The sequence below is a fragment of the Amycolatopsis sp. NPDC051371 genome (genome assembly GCF_040682155.1).
GTDB lineage: Bacteria > Actinomycetota > Actinomycetes > Mycobacteriales > Pseudonocardiaceae > Amycolatopsis.
On the sequence record NZ_JBFBAG010000038.1, the window covers coordinates 95,473 to 111,334 of the forward strand.

Sequence of the window (15,862 nt, forward strand, 5' to 3'; positions counted from 1 at the left end):
CCGTGGGCGCGACTACGGAGGAACGGTACCGACCCGATACGGGTCATCGACGCGTGGAGCCGGCCAGCATCGGCAGGGAGATGAAATCCGCCAAGGCCTGCTGACCCGCCGCGTCGGCGTGGATGCCGTCGCCGTTGTCGTACGCCGGCAAGATGCTGTTCGGCTTCACCGGGTCCTTCAGCACCTGGTCGAAGTCCACCACACCGGAGCACGTGCCGCCGCAGGAGTCCCAGCGGGAGACGAACAACCCGATCTCGTGCCGCGCCAGGTTGGCCTGGTCGTCGTACCCGGGCCGGGGCGTGCTCGGCGTGACGTACACGGCGATCCCAGCCGCGCGAAGCCGCGCGAAAACCGCACGGTAGCTGGCGAGGATCGTCGCCGCGTCGCAGCCGTAAGCGAGGTCGTTCGTGCCGTAGTAGTAGATGACCGACGTGACGCCGTGCAGCGCCAGGACGTCGCGGTCGAGCCGGCTCGCGGCGTCCAGGCCCGCGACCGACGGCGGCATCCCCGGGCACGTCGGCGCGCTCGTCGTGCCCGAGACGCCCGCGTTGGCCACCGCCAGCTGCGCCGAAGCGGGCGCCTCCGCGACGATCCGCCGCGCCAGGTCGTCGGTCCAGCGCCGATCCGCGCCGACCTGGGTGCAGCCGGGGCCGCAGTTGGTGCTGCCGATGCCGTCGACGACCGAGCTGCCGAACGGGACGACCACGCCCTTCAGCGCCGTGTTGTGCACGTCGACCGCGCTGACGACGTACGTCGAGCCGACCGTGGAGGTGAAAGCGATGCCGGCAGCGTCGGCCGTGTGGTCGCCCGAGCCCGGCGCGGAGAGGTAGTTGTCCCGCAGCGCCGCGCCGTGGCGGCCGGGCGTGGCCGTGCCCGCCACGAACATGCTCACCGCGAGGTTGGTGTCCGGGCGCGTCACGAGCCGGGTTTCGTCGCTCCAGACGTCTCCGCCCACCGGGATCGTCACGCCGGACCGGCCGGCGAAGGTCAGGTCGCGCACTCCCGACACACCGGCGCCGTCCGTGCTCAGCCCGGCGGTGGCGTGCCCGATGGTCAGCGGCCCGGTGCCGAAGGTGTTCTGGAGCCGGACGCGCACGGCGTCGCCGCCCTGGCCGAGGTGGGTGATCATCCGCAGCGACTGCCCGGACACGGGCGCGTCCGCGTGGCCGTCCTGCGACTGGGCCCACGAGGTGAACCAGGCGTGTCCCGCCCCGTCCGCGGCAGGCGCCGAAGCGACCACCACAGCGGAAACCGCGGCCAGAAGGGCGATTCGGTGGGCTGCTCGCACGGTGCCTCCCGGTCCACAAAGGACTTCGTGGCGACGTCGGTGAGCGCCACTCCCCGACCGATCGTAGGGAGCCGGTCACGAAAGCGGCAAGCAGCTTGTCCGATCTTGTCAGCCGCCGGGTTTCGGAGTTCGATGAGGAGTCATGACGCTGCGAGGCCTGCCACGACGAGCCGAGAACACCCTGCGGCTGTTCGGCGAACCGTACGAAACCCCGGACGGCACGACCGTGATCACCGTGACGAGCCCGCCCGGGGTGTTCGCGATCCGCGAGGGCGAGGCGAAGTTCGAGCCTGCGGTCGACGCGACGCGCGTGGCCCTGCTGGCCGTGGGCACCGGGCTGGTCGCGGCGACCCTCGGCACGCTCGCCGTGCTGCGGCGGCCGCCGTGGCCGGACCTGACCGGCCGCTGGGAGCGCTAAGCCGCCCCACCGGCCAGCGCCACGACCCGGCCGAACGGGCCGTTGTAGTAGTTCTGGTCGCCCGGGAGGCCGCCGCCGCGCGCGAACTGCCAGATGCTCTGCTTGTCCCAGCCCGCCGGGAGCTCCCCGACCGCCGGGCCGTAGCGCGCGAGCCACAGCGGGTTCGTGTTCCCGAACCCGGACGCGTTGCCGGTGCACTGCTTCCACCACGCCGTGCTGGTGTAGATCAGCGCGCTGCGCTTCATCTTCGCCAGGTAGGTACGCGTGAAGTCCGTGATCCACGCCGTCATGTCGGCCTGGTTCTTGCCGTAGCAGACGTCGCCGTACGGGTTGTACTCGATGTCGAGCGCACCCGGGAGCGTCTTGCCGTCGGAACGCCAGGCGCCGCCGTGGGCGATGAAGTACTGCGCCTGCTCCGCGCCGCCCGAGATGTCGGGCCGGGCGAAGTGGTACGCGCCGCGGATCAAGCCCGCCGAGTGCGCGCCGTCGTACTGCTGGCCGTACTGCGGGTTGACGAACCCGGTGCCCTCGGTCGCCTTGACGTAGGTGAACTTCGCGCCGCCGGCCGCCGCCGCGCCCCAGTCGACCGCGCCCTGGTGCCCGCTGACGTCGTGGCCGAGCGTCTGGTCGGTCGTGTCGGCGCGGGCGGAACCCGGCACGACGCCTTCGTGCAAGGCGATCTGCGTGCCCGCGAAGTTCGTGTCGGCGCGGGAGTAGTCGGGGGCGGCTTCCGCGGGAACGGCGACGACCACCGAAGCGAGCGCGGCCAAGGCACCCGCCGCGGCAAGACGAGGCCGCCATCGCTGTTCGTCGTGTCCGGCAACGGTTCGGCTCATCGGGGCTCCGATCTCGGTACGGGCACGTTCGAAGCCCATGCTGCCTGCCCGTGTCGCTCCCCGCGAGCGATGTGTCACTCGATGTGGTGATCTATAGCTCCGTGGTGATGATCGCCTCGACCAGCACCTCCCCCGTCCGGGTGAGTTCGACGACGCCGTCGTCCGGCCGCAGCTCGACGAGCCCCCGCGCGGCCAGCGACCGGAACTTCCCCAGCCACGGTTCCGCGAACAGCGAACGTCCCGGGAACCTCGACGCGTGCAAGGAATCCCGCAACGGCTGGAGCGTCGTCAGCGCCATCTTCACCGCCCGTGCCTCCTGGGCCTCGGGCGTGAACCGTGTCGCCGAGCCCAGGGGAATGCGGCCGTCGGAAACGGTTTCGATGTACCGGCGGGAGTTGACGTCGGTGATCGCCTCCGACGCGCGGCAGCTCGAGCTGCCGCCCAGCCCGATCGCCACCTCGGCTTCCTGCTTGTCCTGGTCGACCATGATGGACTTCCACTTCTCGGGCCCGAGGCCGTCCCGCGCGAAGTACATCGTCGGGTGCTCGGTGTAGCCCGCCGCGCGCAGGCCGTCGGTGAGCAGCTCGCGCATCTGGTACTGCTCGCCGAGCGTCGGCCAGCGGTGGCCGTCGCGCACCAGCTTGTCGCGGTAGGCCGGCAGCTGCCACGCCGCCGGCTTCTCGCCGGTGACGCCGGTGCGCGTGTCGCTGTAGGACGCCAGGTGCAGCTTCGTGCACACCACGGCCGTGACTTCGTTCTCCAGTACGACGTCGAGGTCGCGGCGGACGCTGTCGAGGGTCTGGTCGAGCAGCCCGTACATCAGGTCGATGCTGACCCACTCGAAGCCCGTCCGCTGGGCGTTGCGGACGAAGTCGACGCACATCCGAGCACTGTGTTCGCGGCCGCACAGCTCCAGGACGTGGTCGTCGAACGACTGGACGCCGCTGGACAGCTTGGTGCAGCCCAGGTCCCGCAGCAGCTCGAGCTTGGCCGGGGTGAACGTGCTGGGGTCGCCCTCGAACCGGATCGTGGTGTCCGCGGTGAAGCCGAACTCCGAACGGTAGAACTCCAGGAGACGGCGGATCTCCGGCTCCGGCAGCAGCGACGGCGTACCACCGAAGACGTTGAACTCCCCCACCTCGGCGCCGGCCAGGTGCGGCACGGCGTCGAGCCACAGGCGTGCCTCACGGATGTTGAGATCGACCCAGTGCTTCGCTTTCTCATACGCCACTTCGGGTTTGCCCTTGACCAGCACCACCGGGTACTGGCAGAACCGGCAGCGGTACGCGCAGGTCGGGATGTAGGACCACAGGTGGATCGGCCGTGAAGAAGCCAGCTGCGCGTCCAGGTCACGCAGGAAGTCGGCCGGCGAGCCGGGGACGTTGCCCGGGAAGACGTGCGCCCCGAACGGATCCTCCTGCACGAAGTCCAGGAGGTGCCGGTTGTCCGGTGCTTCGAGGACGTCGAGCACCGTGGGCCGCGGCCACGCCGGGTCGAGCGCGTGCAGCGAGCCGATCGCCTCTTCGTAGGCGAGGGTCATCAGAACACCCCTCCGTTGCCGAAGTAGTTGTGGGCCTCTCCGGATTCCCGGTCCTCGCAGTAGTAGTGGACGAACTCCGCGAAGCGTTCCGCCGGGATCTCCGCCAGGCACGGCGGTAGCGGCGGCGGGAACCCGATGTCCTCGCCGACGTGCCGCCGCAGGCAGGCGAACAGCTCGTCGGCGAACTCGAAGTACAGCCGGTACGACGGCGTCTTGTACGCGTGGATCGGCGTGAAGTCGACGACGCGCATCTCGGCGCGGATCTCGGCGATCCGCCGCGTCAGCCGGGAGGCCAGGTCGGCGCCGAAGAACGCGACGACGGCGTCGTCCTCGAGGAGCGCGGGCGTCAGCAGCACCGGCAGGATCGTGTTCTTCGGCGTGAAGTCCTTGATCGAGAACTCCCACGCCTGCCGGGCCTCGGCCTCGGTGAGGTCGGCGGGCACGGCGGGGGCCGACGGCCGGATGTCGCGCATGACGATGATGCCGTCGGAGCCGTAGGCCCGGCCGGCGATGACCTCGTCGATGGCGTGGTCGACGCGCCGCGGGTTGATCTCGACGCGCGAGCGCGGCGCGTAGGTGATCGCGTCGCCACCGCTGGCGACCTTGATCCCGAAGTCCCAGTCGTCGGACAGGTGGCTGACGAACTTGCCGTCCTGCAACTGGTAGAAGATCTCGATGCCGCCGGCGCGCTCGTAGGCGTCGCGCTCGACCGCGAAGCCCTTGCCGTCCGGGAAGCCGCCGAACAGCGCGAACGTGACGGCGCGGCACCGCAGCGTCCGCTGGATCGCGTCCCACAGCCGTGGCCGGCCGGTGAAGTGCTCGGCGTTGTAGTAGTAGTCGCAGACGCCGATGGCGGCCTTGGTCGTCTCCATCGCGTCCAGGAGCTCGCTCAGCCAGTGCGGGTCGACGCGGCAGTCCGCGTCGGCCGACACGAGGTAGAACCGCTCCCCCGGGTCGGTGTCCGGGCGGTTCCGGCTGCGCGCCGCGGCGAAGTCCATCCCCGCCCGCCGCGCGCACGACACGCCCTGCTCGGATTCGGCGATCACGTGCAGCGCCAAGTCCGGGTGCGAAGCCGCGAAGGCGTGCGCGACGGCCACGGTGTCGTCGGTCGAGTTGTTGTCGACGAGCACGACCTCGTACCGGCTCTTGTCGAGCGGCGCGTCGCCGTCGCGCTGGTCGTGCAGGGTCCGCAGGACTTCCGGCAGGTTCGCGGCTTCGTTGTACACCGGCAGGACGACGGAAAGCCGGGTACCGGCGCCCATCGGTGGCGGGTAGAGCCGGTCGACGAGGTCGTCGACGACCCGCGTCCCGAAGTGCGCCTGCCCGAGTTCGGAGTTCGCCCGCACCACTTCCGCCCGTTTCCCTTCGTCGGTGATCAGCTCGGCCACCTCGCGCGCGAACGCCGCGTCCGGCAGGTCGCGGGCCCGGATGTCCAGCACCGGAGCCCGGAACCCCTTGCGGCCGTAGACGACGTCGTACAGCTCGTACCCGCTGGTGACGTACGGCGTCCCGGAGGCGATCGCCTCGCTGACCGGGTTGCCGTAGCTCTCGTAGTCGTAAGAGGTCAGGAAGGACACGACGCTCGCGTGTGCGAGGAGGTCGCGCACCGAGTACCGGCCGGGCACGGCGGTGTCGTACGGCGTCAGCCAGCCGCCGAACACGACGCGGTCGCGGACACCGAGCCGGGTCGCGAGATCCGTGAGCCGCGCGTGCTCGGCCGGCGTCTCGTCGACGTCGCCGGCGACGAACAGCCAGACGCCGGGCAGCAGCGCGAGCAGGTGGAGGTCCCGGTCGATGCGCTTCTGCGGGATGATCCGCGTGATCCGGGCCAGCAGCGGGACGCCGTCGGGAATGCCGTGGTCACGCCGGAAACCCGCGTTGCGCTCGTCGACCCGCGCGGGCGCGATGGCGAACGCGTTCGGCAGGACGTCGATGGCCCGCAGGTGCGGCACCCAGTCGAGGGTTTTGGCCTTCGCCTGCTCGTGCAGCGCGAAGTAGTGGATGTGCGGCGAATTCCGCGGTGCGGGGACGCCGGGGTACGGGAAGCGGCCGTACTTGGCGATGCCCGGTTCGCTCTGCCACATGAGGTCGTGGTCGCGCCAGAACACGAACCGGCCGAGGCGGTGGCGAGTCCCGTAGCGCTCGATCGCCCGGTAGAGCGCTTCGGTGTAGGCGATGTTCTCGGGCAGCGTGCCGTTCTCCACCATCACCATCGTGACGCCGAGGCGCTCCCAGGTGGCCACGATCTTCTCCGCCAGCTCGCCCGCGATCCGGTCGATCTCCGGACGCAGCGTCTCGTCGCCGTGCTGGACGACGTCGCGCAGGACCCGCTCGACGAACTCCCGGTCGTAGCCGCGAATCCCGTCGACACCGTCGACGCGGTCGAGCGTGACCCAGTCGGGCAGCAGCCCGGCTTCGTCGCGGTAGGGCCGGAAGAAGGCGCCCTTGTCGGCCTTGATGTCGTAGCCGAGGTCGAGGTGGACCCGGTGCCCGGCGAACCGGCGCGCCGTCTTGAGGAACTCGACCACGACTCCGGACAGCGGAGTGGCGTCGAAGGACACGCCCCAGAGGACTGACATCGATGTCGGACTCCCGTCTCGGCTTCGCCGTCGTTCCCAGCGTAAGCGGCGCAGGCTCGGGCGGCCGCGTGAGCGAGTGGTTGACCGCGGGCGCCGGACACCCCACAGTGACCCCATGAACCGGGCCCTCGGGGTGCTGACCTGCGGCGCCTTCCTCTCGATCGTGCTCGGGGTCCTCGGCTCCGGGGAGCCCGTGCTCGCCTTGGTGTTCGGCACGGTCTTCGCCGTGCTCGCGACGGCGGGCTTCGGCTGGGTCCGCACCCGCGACGGCTGGGCGTGGCCGGCCGCGTACGTCGGTGTCCAGCTGCCGCTGGCCTTCGTGACGTTCACGATCAGCGCCGGCGTCGGGGCGACGCTGTTCCTCGTCGTGCTGGTCAGCCAGTGCGTGCTGCTGCGCCTGCCGCTGCCGGTGATCGCGCTCGTCATCGCCGTGGTGCCGCTCGTGCACCTCGGGATGTCGCTGGGTGCGGGCCTGCGGGAAGGTCTCGGCACGCTGGTTTCGGTGCTGTTCGCGGCCGTCATCACCGAACTGCTGGTGCGCGAACAGCGGTCGCGCGGCGAACTCGCCGAAGCCCACGAGAAACTGCGCGACTACGCGAGCCAGGCTGAACGGCTGGCGACCGCGCAGGAGCGCAACCGCGTCGCGCGGGACATCCACGACGGGCTCGGCCATTCGCTCACCGTGGTCCAGATGCAGGTCAAGGCCGCACGGGCGGTGCTGCCGACGGACCCGGGCAAGGCCGACGAAGTCCTCGCGAAGGCGCAGGAGCAGGCCGAGAACGCGCTCTCCGAGGTGCGCCGCTCGGTGAAAGCGTTGCGCGAGCCGCGGTCGACGCCGTTGCCCGACGCGTTGCGGGCGCTGGTTTCGGAAGCCGGTGTTCCGGCCGAGCTCACGGTCTCGGGTGCCGAGCGACCGCTGCCGGAAGAGCATCGCGAGGCCCTTTTCCGGACGGCGCAGGAAGGTCTGACGAACGTCCGCAAGCACGCCGGCGCGGACAGTGTCGAGCTGGTTCTGGACTACGCCGACGCCTCGGTCCGCGTCGTCGTTCGCGACGACGGCGCCGGCAGCGACGGCGGCACGTCACCCGGCTTCGGGCTGCTGGGGCTGCGGGAACGCGCCGACCAGCTGGGTGGCAAGCTCGACTTCACCTCGGCGCCGGGCGAGGGCAGCGCGCTGAGCATGGAGGTGCCGGGATGACACCGGTCCGCGTCCTGCTCGTCGACGACCAGGCGCTGTTCCGCGAAGCCCTCGCCACCCTGCTGGCGACCCACGACGGCATCGACGTCGTCGGCGAAGCGGGCAACGGCGAGGAGGCGCTGAGCCGGGTCGCCTCCGTCAAGCCGGACGTCGTCCTGATGGACCTGCGCATGCCGGTCCTCGACGGCGTCGGCGCGACCGGGCGGCTGCGGCTGGCGCACCCGGACGTCCAGGTCATCGCGCTGACGACGTTCGACGACGACGAAGACGTCTTCGCCGCCCTGCGCGCGGGCGCGGTCGGGTACCTGCTCAAGGACGTCTCGTCGGCCCGGCTGATCGAAGCGGTGCTGGCCGCCGCGCGGGGCGAGTCGGTGCTGCAGCCGTCGGTCGCCGCGAAGGTCGTCGCGCGGTTCGCGCAGCTGCCCGAAGAGCGTCCTCAGCCGCTGGTGGTGCCGTTGTCCGAGCGGGAGCGGGAGGTGCTGCGCCTGCTCGCGGACGGCCGCAGCAACCGCGAGATCGCGGCTTCGCTGTTCCTCGCCGAAGGCACGGTGAAGAACCACGTGACGAACCTGCTGGGGAAGCTCGGCGCCCGCGACCGCACCCAGGCCGCCCTGCGGGCCCGGGACCTCGGGCTGCTCTGAGGAGTCACATGACCCGGGTCATGACTTCCGGCACCTCACAGGACGGCCGGCACCCGGGATTCTCGTCCAGGAGCGAAACCGCACTGGAGGGAACCCGAGATGACCACCGCCGCCGCCCCACCCCGGACCACCACCCGCAAGCTCGCCCGGTTCACCGGGCACTACGTCGAGATGGTCGCCGCCATGCTCATCGGCATGGTGGTGCTGCACCCGCTCTGGCCGTCGTCCTGGCTTGAGCGCGCGGACGTCGACGCGCTCGTCATGGCCACGAACATGACCGTCGCCATGACCGCGGCGATGCTGCTGCGCCGGCACTCGTGGCCGCGGATCGCGGAGATGGCCGCCGCCATGTACCTGCCGTTCGTCGCGCTGCTCGTGCCGTTCTGGCTCGGGGCGATCGGCGGCGGCACCCTGATGGTCGCCGGGCACGTGGTCATGTTCCCGCTGATGCTCGCCGCCATGGTGTGGCGCCGCGCCGAGTACTGGCACTGACATGCGGACCGTCCTGAAGTGGTTCGCCCTGGTCGTCGCGGTGCTCGCCGTCCCGGCCGTGGGCGCGACCATCTCCGCGCTGTCGGCGTTCGACGCCCTCTACTCCCCCGGCCCGGACCGGCCGTTGCCCGCCGCGACGCCGCCGGTCCACGATCCGGCCAAGCCGACGGCGGTGGTCGTCGTCGGCGACCGCGGGGCCGTCGTTTCCGACACCCTCGCGCCGTACGAGATCCTCGCCGCGACCGGCCGGTTCAACGTCTACACCGTCGCGCCGAAGCGGGAGCCGAAGCCGCTGACCGGCGGCCTCGACCTGGTCCCCGACCTGAGCTTCGACGACCTCGCCGCCCGGCTCGGCCCGAAGGCGCCGGACCTCGTCGTCGTGCCCGCGCTCCCGGACGTCGGCGAGCCGAGCACCGAGCCGGTCAAGAGCTGGCTGCGCACGCAGGCCGCCCACGGCGCGAAGCTGCTGAGCGTCTGCAACGGCGGGGGCGTGCTCGCCTCCACCGGCCTGCTCGACGGCCGGCCGGCCACCGCGCATTGGCTGAAGCTCGAGGCCTTCGCCGACGACTACCCGGCCGTGCACTGGGTGCGCGGGCAACGGTTCGTCGACGACGGCGACGTCGTCACCACGGCCGGAATCCTGTCCGGCATCGACGGAACACTGCATTTGGTGGAGCGGCTGGCCGGTCGCGCCGTGGCCGCCGACGCCGCGAAGGCGATCGGCTGGACGCGGTACGGCACCGACGTTCCGGTGCACGCCCCGGCGTCGATGCCGGACGCGGCCGCGATCGTCAACGCCGCCTTCCGCTGGCACCCGGACGAGATCGGCGTGCTGCTCGCGAACGGCGTCGGGGAGATCGAACTCGCGTCGGTCTTCGACACCGAAGGCCAGTCGCTGTCTTCGCGCACCCTCGCCGTGAGCGCGGACGGCGCCCCCATCCGGTCGCGGCACGGCCTGACGTTCGTGCCGCGCGCGTCCCTCGATTCGGCGGAACTCGACCGGCTGATCGTGCCGGGGGCGACGCGCGGGGTCACGTCGCCGCCCGGCGGCCCGGCTCCGGAGTACGTCCACGACCGGCCCGGCTTCGCCTACGACACCGCGGTGAGCGCGCTCTCCCGCAGCACGGACGTCGCGACCGCGCGCTGGACCGCGAAGGTCCTGGAGCTGCCGACCGATCGTGTCGGCTTCGAAGGCCGGGCCTGGCCGTGGCTGCCCACGGCGCTGCCGATCGCCCTGGTCCTGCTGGGCGCGGCAGTCGTGGTCGTCGTGCGCCGGATCAGGGCGCCCAGGGCTGAGCGACGACCCAGCTGACATCGTCGTTGTACGAACCGGCGGCGTCCCACGCGTGGGCGCCGCTGGTGTCGGCGATGTAGACGGTGTTGTCGTAGTGCCGCAGGTACTTCCCGGAGTAGTTGTACGAGCGGAACGACGAGCCCTGGCCGTTCTTCCCGGCGACCGGGCAGAACGTCGCGTCGGCGCGGAAGGCCGCGCTGCCGTCCATCGGCTGCCGGTACACCTGGAAGTTGAAGTGGCGCAGGAAGTCCCCGGGGTAGTTCCGGGACTCGAACGACACGCAGGAGGCGTCCGCGAGTCCCTTGCGGACGATCCACGTGGCGTCGTTCTTGTCCAAAGGGGAACTGACGGGCGAGATCACCGTGCTGTTGTTCTGGTGCCGGAGGTAGTCACCGGCGCAGCACGCGGTGGTCGCGCGCACGGAGATCTCCGAGCCGGGGTTCAAGGTGCCGGTCGAACCGGTGGGGCCGCCGTAACCGACCGAGACGACGTTCGCCTGGACCGCGTTGTCCGCCGCGTCGGTCGGCAGCCCGGCGGTCATCACGCCTTCGAAGAACGACCCGATCGAACCGTTGCTGTTGTCGCCGCCGGTGCCGAGAACGATCGCGCCTTCCTGGTGCATCGGCGCATAGCCGCCGGCCGTCGGCTCGGGGCCGGAGTAGGTCGTCCGGAGGCCACCGGACTGCGCGTTGCCGTCCTTGAGCGCGAAGAAGTTCTGGCCGTTGTTCTTCAACAGGGCGGTGACGAACGGGGCCGTGATGCCGGTGTTGGCGGTGTTCTGGCTCCCGCCGGCGCTCGACTGGAACAACCCGTTCTCCAGGTCGGCCTGCACCCAGGGACCCGCGCCGTGGCAGGGCTGGAACCAGCACTCGGTGCCGAAGTTGAGCGCGTCCATGTGGCCGTTGCCGGTGTCCTGGTTGTTGGTCTCGGCGTTGCCGTAGTCGAAGCAGCAGGCGCCGTTGACGTGCGTGCCGGAGGTGATCATGTACATGCCCTCGGGCTGGCCGTTGCGGGCGACACCGGTCGTCGTGTTGTCCCGGTAGCCCATCCGGCCGGAGAACGAGGCGCCGTAGACCTGGTGGCCGCCGGCGGTCACCGGCAGGGCGTCCGCGGGGACGCCGGTGTCCTGACCGCCCGCGCCGCCGGGCCCTTCGATCGTCAGGTCGTTGTGCCGCGGGGACTGGTCGTAGATCTCGGTGATCAGGCAGGTCGTCCCGGCGCAGAAGGAGTCCTGGGCCGCGGCGTTGGCGTAACCGCCCGCCGCCAGGAGGCCGACGTTGGTCTTCGCGCCGTCCGACGCACGCTGGACCTGGTACAGCGGACCGTTGTAGGTGCCGTAGAGGGCTCGCGTGGTGCTGTGCGCCGCGACGCAGGCCGTGCCCGCCGCGCCGTAGATGTCGCACGGCAGCGACGCGGCGGCCGAAGCCGTCGACGCGGTCGTGAGGCTCGCGGACACCAACGCGACGATGCCCACCAGAACGCGCCAGATCCGCGACCTATTGTTAGCGCTAACATTCTTACTGTCTCGACGTTGAGACATAAAAGCCTCCAGAGCGGGACCAATGATGTGAGCGTTACCAGCGAGCACTATGCAGCCCAGCCCGGGCTTTCGTCAACGCTCCGATTTGCCGCGAACCGGACGTCCGCGTGTCCTAAAACGATTTAGGAATCCCCGCCATCGTCGAAGCGATTCACCACCCATACGTCCCGGTGGAGTATTGCCAACGTGTGAGTTCGTGATTACAGTCACGTATCACGCTGTATTGAAACGTTTAAATCCAGCCGCTCCGTCCCCGCTGTAAGGGAGCCCGCATGCTGCCCTCGAAGCTCTGGCGCGCGACCACCACCACGCTCGCCGCGATCCTCGCCCTCTCCGCCGCCTCGGTCCCCCCGGCCGGTGCCGCTCCACCGGTCGACCTGGCCGGTGCGCACTGGATCTGGTACCCGGAAGGCAACGCCCGCGTCTCCGCGCCGGCCGCGACCCGGTACTTCCGCACCACGTTCACCGTCCCCGCCGCCGCGGTCAGCGACGCCCGGTTCGTCGTCACCGGCGACGACACCGCCGACGTCTGGCTCAACGGCAAGCCCCTCGCCTCTTCGGCCCGCACCACGGATTCGTGGCGTTCGGCGCTGGCGGTGGACCTCCGGCCCGCGCTGACTCCCGGCGTCAACACCCTCGCCGTCGCCGTCCGCAACTCCGGCGGCGCGGCCGGCCTGCTCGGGCGGGTACGCGTGACGACCGCGTCGGGCACCACCGACCTCACCACCGGTGCCGGCTGGAAGAGCGCGACGACCGCGCCGGACGGCTGGGACCAGCCCGGCTTCGCCGACGGGACCTGGGCCGCCGCCCAGGACCTCGGCACCTACGGCACCGGCCCGTGGGGCACGCGCGTCAGCACGCCGAACGCCTCGGCCAAGACGCCGCTTTCGGTCGCGAGCGCCACAGTCGGGCAGCGCGTCAACCCCCTCGGCGTCGACCCGGCCCAGGTCCGGTTCGGCTGGAAGCTGGCGTCTTCGGCCGCGCAGCAGCGCCAGTCGGCCTACCAGCTCGTGGTGTCCACCGGCGGCAAGGACGTCTGGGACAGCGGCCGCGTCACGTCCGCGCAGCAGGCCGACGTCGCCTACGGCGGTCCCGCGCTGACGTCGCTGACCGCCTACACCTGGAAGGTCCGCGTCTGGGACGCCGAAGGCCGGATGAGCGGCTGGAGTGCGGTGCAGCGCTTCGAAACCGCGTTGCGCGACCCGGCGGCCGAGTGGACCGGAGCCTTCCTCGGCCGCGCCACGGCCGGCCCGGACCTCGCCGGCGCGAGCTGGGTCTGGTATCCCGAAGGCGACCCGCTCGGCGGCGTACCACCGGCCACGCGGTTCTTCCGGAAGAACGTCGACCTGACCGCGGCGCCGTCGACGGCCACCCTGGTCGTGACCGGCGACGACACCGCCACGGTGTGGGTCAACGGCACCCAGGTCAGCGACTCACCGCGCGTCACCGACTCGTGGAAGACGGCCGCCGTCGTCGACGTCGGCGGCCTGCTGACCGCCGGGACGAACACGATCGCGATCAGCGCGGAGAACACCACGCAGAGCCCGGCCGGGATGATCGCCAAGCTGACCGTCCAAGGTGGCCCCACGGTGAGCACCGACGGCACGTGGAAGGCGAGCCAGACCGGCCCCGACGGCTGGCAGCAGCGCGGGTTCGACGACTCCTCCTGGCCGGCGGCGCGGGCATTGACCGCGTACGGCACCGGGCCGTGGGGTGCGAACGTCGCCGTCAGCGCGCCCGCTCCCCTGCTGCGCAAGAGCTTCACCGTCTCGAAGCCGGTCGCGAGTGCGCGGCTGCTCACCACCGCGCTCGGCCTGCAGGAGACCCATCTCAACGGCGCGAAGGTCGGCGGCGAGGTCCTGGCACCGGGCTGGACGGACTACACGAAACGCCTGCAGTACCGCGTTTCCGACGTCACGAAGCAGATCAAGTCCGGCGAGAACGTCCTCGGCGCGATGGTCGGCAACGGCTGGTACTCGGGGAGCATCGGCATCGCCGGCAGCCAGAAGTACGGCACCGAGCCGTGGTACTCGGCACAGCTGAAGCTGACGTTCACCGACGGCACGTCCACCACGGTCGCGACCGACGGCACCTGGAAGGCCGGCGACGGCCCGATCCGCGCCGACGACCTCTACCAGGGTGAGACCTACGACGCCCGGCTCGCGTCCGGCTGGGACCGGCCCGGGTTCGACGACCGCGCCTGGGCGGCACCCCGCGTGAAGACCGGCGCGAAGCCGAACCTGGTGTCCCAGGCGGACAACGGCGTCACGGTGCAGCAGGAGTTCAAGCCCGTCGCGTGGACCCAGCCGAAGCCGGGAGTCTGGGTCGCCGACCTGGGCCAGAACTTCAGCGGCTGGAACCGGCTGGCGGTGACCGGTCCGGCCGGCACCACGGTCACCATGCGGCACGCCGAGGTGCTCAACCCCGACGGCACGATCTACACGACGAACCTGCGCGCGGCGCAGGCGACCGATCGGTTCACCCTGGCGGGCACCGGTGGCGTCGAGACGTACGAGCCGCGCTTCACCGTGCACGGCTACCGGTACGTCGAACTGACGGGCCTGCCTTCGGCACCGACGGCGTCGACGCTGACCGGCCGGGCGATGTGGACAGCGGGCGCGCAGGCCGGCACGTTCACGACGTCGAACGCGATGGTGAACCAGCTTCAGCACAACATCCTGTGGGGTGAACGCTCGAACATGCTGTCCGTGCCGAGCGACTGCCCGCAGCGCGACGAGCGGCTCGGCTGGACCGGCGACATCGGGATCTTCGCCGGCACCTCGACGTTCAACCTCGACGTCGCGAACTTCCTCGGCAAGTTCAGCGACGACCTGGTCGACGCGCAGCACGACGACGGGTCGTTCACCGACGTCGCGCCGGGCGTGCTGAGCGGTTCGGGCACGGCGGGCTGGGGCGACGCGGGCGTCATCGTGCCCTACACCCTGTGGCAGCGCTACGGCGACACCAGCGTGATCAACGAGCACTTCGCCGCGATGGTCAAGTGGGTCGAGTACCTGCGGTCGACGTCGGGCGCCGACCTGATCCGCGACCACCAGACGTTCGGCGACTGGCTGAACGTCAACGACAACACCGCGCAGGACCTGATCTCGACGGCGTTCTTCGCGTGGTCGTCACGGCTGGTGTCGCGGATGGCCGCGGCCACCGGGCACACCGCGGAGGCGACGAAGTACGGGACCCTGGCCGACCAGATCGGGGCCGCCTTCACCTCCCGGTTCGTGGCGGCCGACGGCACGGTGGGGGCGAACACGCAGACCGGGTACGTCCTGGCACTGGCGTTCGGGCTGCTGCCCGCTTCTCAGGTCCAGCCGGCGGCGGACAAGCTGGCTGCTCGCGTGGCCGCGGCCAACGGTCACCTCAGCGTCGGATTCCTCGGCGTCGAGAACCTGCTGCCGGTGCTGGCCGCGCACGGGCACGCGGACGTCGCGTACCAGGTGCTGCTGCAGCCGGACTTCCCCGGCTGGGGCTACATGATCGGCCACGGCGCGACGACGATCTGGGAGCGCTGGGACGGGATCAAGCCGGACGGCTCGTTCAACGACCCGGGGATGAACTCGTTCAACCACTACGGCCTCGGCTCGGTGGGCGACTTCCTGTACCACTCGGTCGGCGGCCTGTCGCCGGCGTCCCCGGGGTACGCGTCGCTTTTGGTGGCGCCGCGCCCGGGCGGCGGGTTGACGTCGGCGAAGTCGGCGTACGAGACGCCGTACGGCAACGCGGTCAGCGACTGGTCGATCTCGGCCGGGAAGCTGACGCTGCGGGTGACGGTCCCGCCTGGTTCGTCGGCGACGGTGCAGGTGCCGTCGTCGCAGCCGGGGTCGGTGGTGGCGCCGCCGGAAGCGGTGCCGTCGGCGGCGGGTTCGTACTTCGTGCCCGCGGGTTCGTACGTCTTCACGGCTTCGGCGTGACCCGCTGACCAGCGCCCCAATGTGGCCTTGGTTGCGTTGAACGCACCCAAGGCGGCCTTGGGTCATGTGCTCACCGGCGGCCGCGCCCGGCCCGACCTCGGGCCGCTGTT

11 protein-coding genes are annotated in these 15,862 nt (G+C 70.9%); 6 read left to right on the forward strand and 5 right to left on the reverse strand.

Annotation, left to right across the window (positions count from 1 at the left end; translation table 11 throughout):
- Positions 1 to 43: 43 nt before the first annotated feature.
- Positions 44 to 1,288, reverse strand: a complete 1,245-nt coding sequence (locus AB0M59_RS37400) for a GDSL-type esterase/lipase family protein (protein ID WP_364624886.1) — start codon at positions 1,286 to 1,288, stop codon at positions 44 to 46.
- 142 nt (positions 1,289 to 1,430) lie between these two features.
- On the opposite strand from AB0M59_RS37400, the gene AB0M59_RS37405 reads away from it, so the two are divergent.
- Positions 1,431 to 1,706: a hypothetical protein gene (locus AB0M59_RS37405; RefSeq protein ID WP_364624888.1), complete on the forward strand. Its 276-nt coding sequence runs from the start codon at positions 1,431 to 1,433 to the stop codon at positions 1,704 to 1,706.
- Here the strand turns inward: AB0M59_RS37405 and AB0M59_RS37410 are convergent.
- The 3 genes from AB0M59_RS37410 to AB0M59_RS37420 all read right to left on the reverse strand — a co-directional run bounded on the left by AB0M59_RS37410 (position 1,703) and on the right by AB0M59_RS37420 (position 6,661).
- A complete protein-coding gene (locus AB0M59_RS37410) occupies positions 1,703 to 2,542 on the reverse strand; it encodes a GH25 family lysozyme (protein WP_364624890.1) in 840 nt (279 codons plus the stop codon). The genes AB0M59_RS37405 and AB0M59_RS37410 overlap by 4 nt on opposite strands.
- A gap of 91 nt (positions 2,543 to 2,633) precedes the next feature.
- On the reverse strand, positions 2,634 to 4,082 hold the full coding sequence (locus tag AB0M59_RS37415; RefSeq protein ID WP_364624892.1) for a radical SAM protein: 1,449 nt from the start codon (positions 4,080 to 4,082) through the stop codon (positions 2,634 to 2,636).
- Positions 4,082 to 6,661, reverse strand: a complete 2,580-nt coding sequence (locus AB0M59_RS37420) for a glycosyltransferase (RefSeq protein WP_364624894.1) — start codon at positions 6,659 to 6,661, stop codon at positions 4,082 to 4,084. Before AB0M59_RS37420 ends, AB0M59_RS37415 begins: the two co-directional genes overlap by 1 nt.
- 115 nt (positions 6,662 to 6,776) lie before the next feature.
- Here AB0M59_RS37420 and AB0M59_RS37425 point away from each other — a divergent pair, with 115 nt between their 5' ends.
- From AB0M59_RS37425 to AB0M59_RS37440, 4 genes are all read left to right on the forward strand, one after another.
- Complete coding sequence (locus tag AB0M59_RS37425) at positions 6,777 to 7,859, forward strand: sensor histidine kinase (RefSeq protein WP_364624895.1); 1,083 nt, start codon at positions 6,777 to 6,779, stop codon at positions 7,857 to 7,859.
- A complete protein-coding gene (locus AB0M59_RS37430; protein ID WP_364624897.1) occupies positions 7,856 to 8,500 on the forward strand; it encodes a response regulator transcription factor in 645 nt (214 codons plus the stop codon). The genes AB0M59_RS37425 and AB0M59_RS37430 overlap by 4 nt, the downstream gene beginning before the upstream one ends.
- Before the next feature lie 99 nt (positions 8,501 to 8,599).
- On the forward strand, positions 8,600 to 8,992 hold the full coding sequence (locus AB0M59_RS37435) for a hypothetical protein (protein WP_364624899.1): 393 nt from the start codon (positions 8,600 to 8,602) through the stop codon (positions 8,990 to 8,992).
- 1 nt (position 8,993) lies between these two features.
- Positions 8,994 to 10,304 (forward strand): DJ-1/PfpI family protein, encoded by a 1,311-nt coding sequence (locus AB0M59_RS37440; protein WP_364624901.1) that lies wholly within the window; start codon positions 8,994 to 8,996, stop codon positions 10,302 to 10,304.
- Here AB0M59_RS37440 and AB0M59_RS37445 read toward each other — a convergent pair.
- Positions 10,270 to 11,742: an alpha-L-arabinofuranosidase B gene (locus tag AB0M59_RS37445; protein ID WP_364624903.1), complete on the reverse strand. Its 1,473-nt coding sequence runs from the start codon at positions 11,740 to 11,742 to the stop codon at positions 10,270 to 10,272. The genes AB0M59_RS37440 and AB0M59_RS37445 overlap by 35 nt on opposite strands.
- Before the next feature lie 356 nt (positions 11,743 to 12,098).
- Here AB0M59_RS37445 and AB0M59_RS37450 point away from each other — a divergent pair, with 356 nt between their 5' ends.
- Complete coding sequence (locus AB0M59_RS37450; protein WP_364624905.1) at positions 12,099 to 15,752, forward strand: family 78 glycoside hydrolase catalytic domain; 3,654 nt, start codon at positions 12,099 to 12,101, stop codon at positions 15,750 to 15,752.
- Positions 15,753 to 15,862 lie beyond the last annotated feature (110 nt).

Bases quoted from the DNA above. Each gene is read 5' to 3' on its own strand.
- AB0M59_RS37415 (WP_364624892.1), bottom strand. From the start codon at position 4,082: ATGACCCTCGCCTACGAAGAGGCGATCGGCTCGCTGCACGCGCTCGAC.
- AB0M59_RS37410 (WP_364624890.1), bottom strand. From the start codon at position 2,542: ATGAGCCGAACCGTTGCCGGACACGACGAACAGCGATGGCGGCCTCGT.
- AB0M59_RS37425 (WP_364624895.1), top strand. From the start codon at position 6,777: ATGAACCGGGCCCTCGGGGTGCTGACCTGCGGCGCCTTCCTCTCGATC.
- AB0M59_RS37430 (WP_364624897.1), top strand. From the start codon at position 7,856: ATGACACCGGTCCGCGTCCTGCTCGTCGACGACCAGGCGCTGTTCCGC.
- AB0M59_RS37435 (WP_364624899.1), top strand. From the start codon at position 8,600: ATGACCACCGCCGCCGCCCCACCCCGGACCACCACCCGCAAGCTCGCC.
- AB0M59_RS37450 (WP_364624905.1), top strand. From the start codon at position 12,099: ATGCTGCCCTCGAAGCTCTGGCGCGCGACCACCACCACGCTCGCCGCG.
- AB0M59_RS37440 (WP_364624901.1), top strand. From the start codon at position 8,994: ATGCGGACCGTCCTGAAGTGGTTCGCCCTGGTCGTCGCGGTGCTCGCC.
- AB0M59_RS37405 (WP_364624888.1), top strand. From the start codon at position 1,431: ATGACGCTGCGAGGCCTGCCACGACGAGCCGAGAACACCCTGCGGCTG.
- AB0M59_RS37420 (WP_364624894.1), bottom strand. From the start codon at position 6,661: ATGTCAGTCCTCTGGGGCGTGTCCTTCGACGCCACTCCGCTGTCCGGA.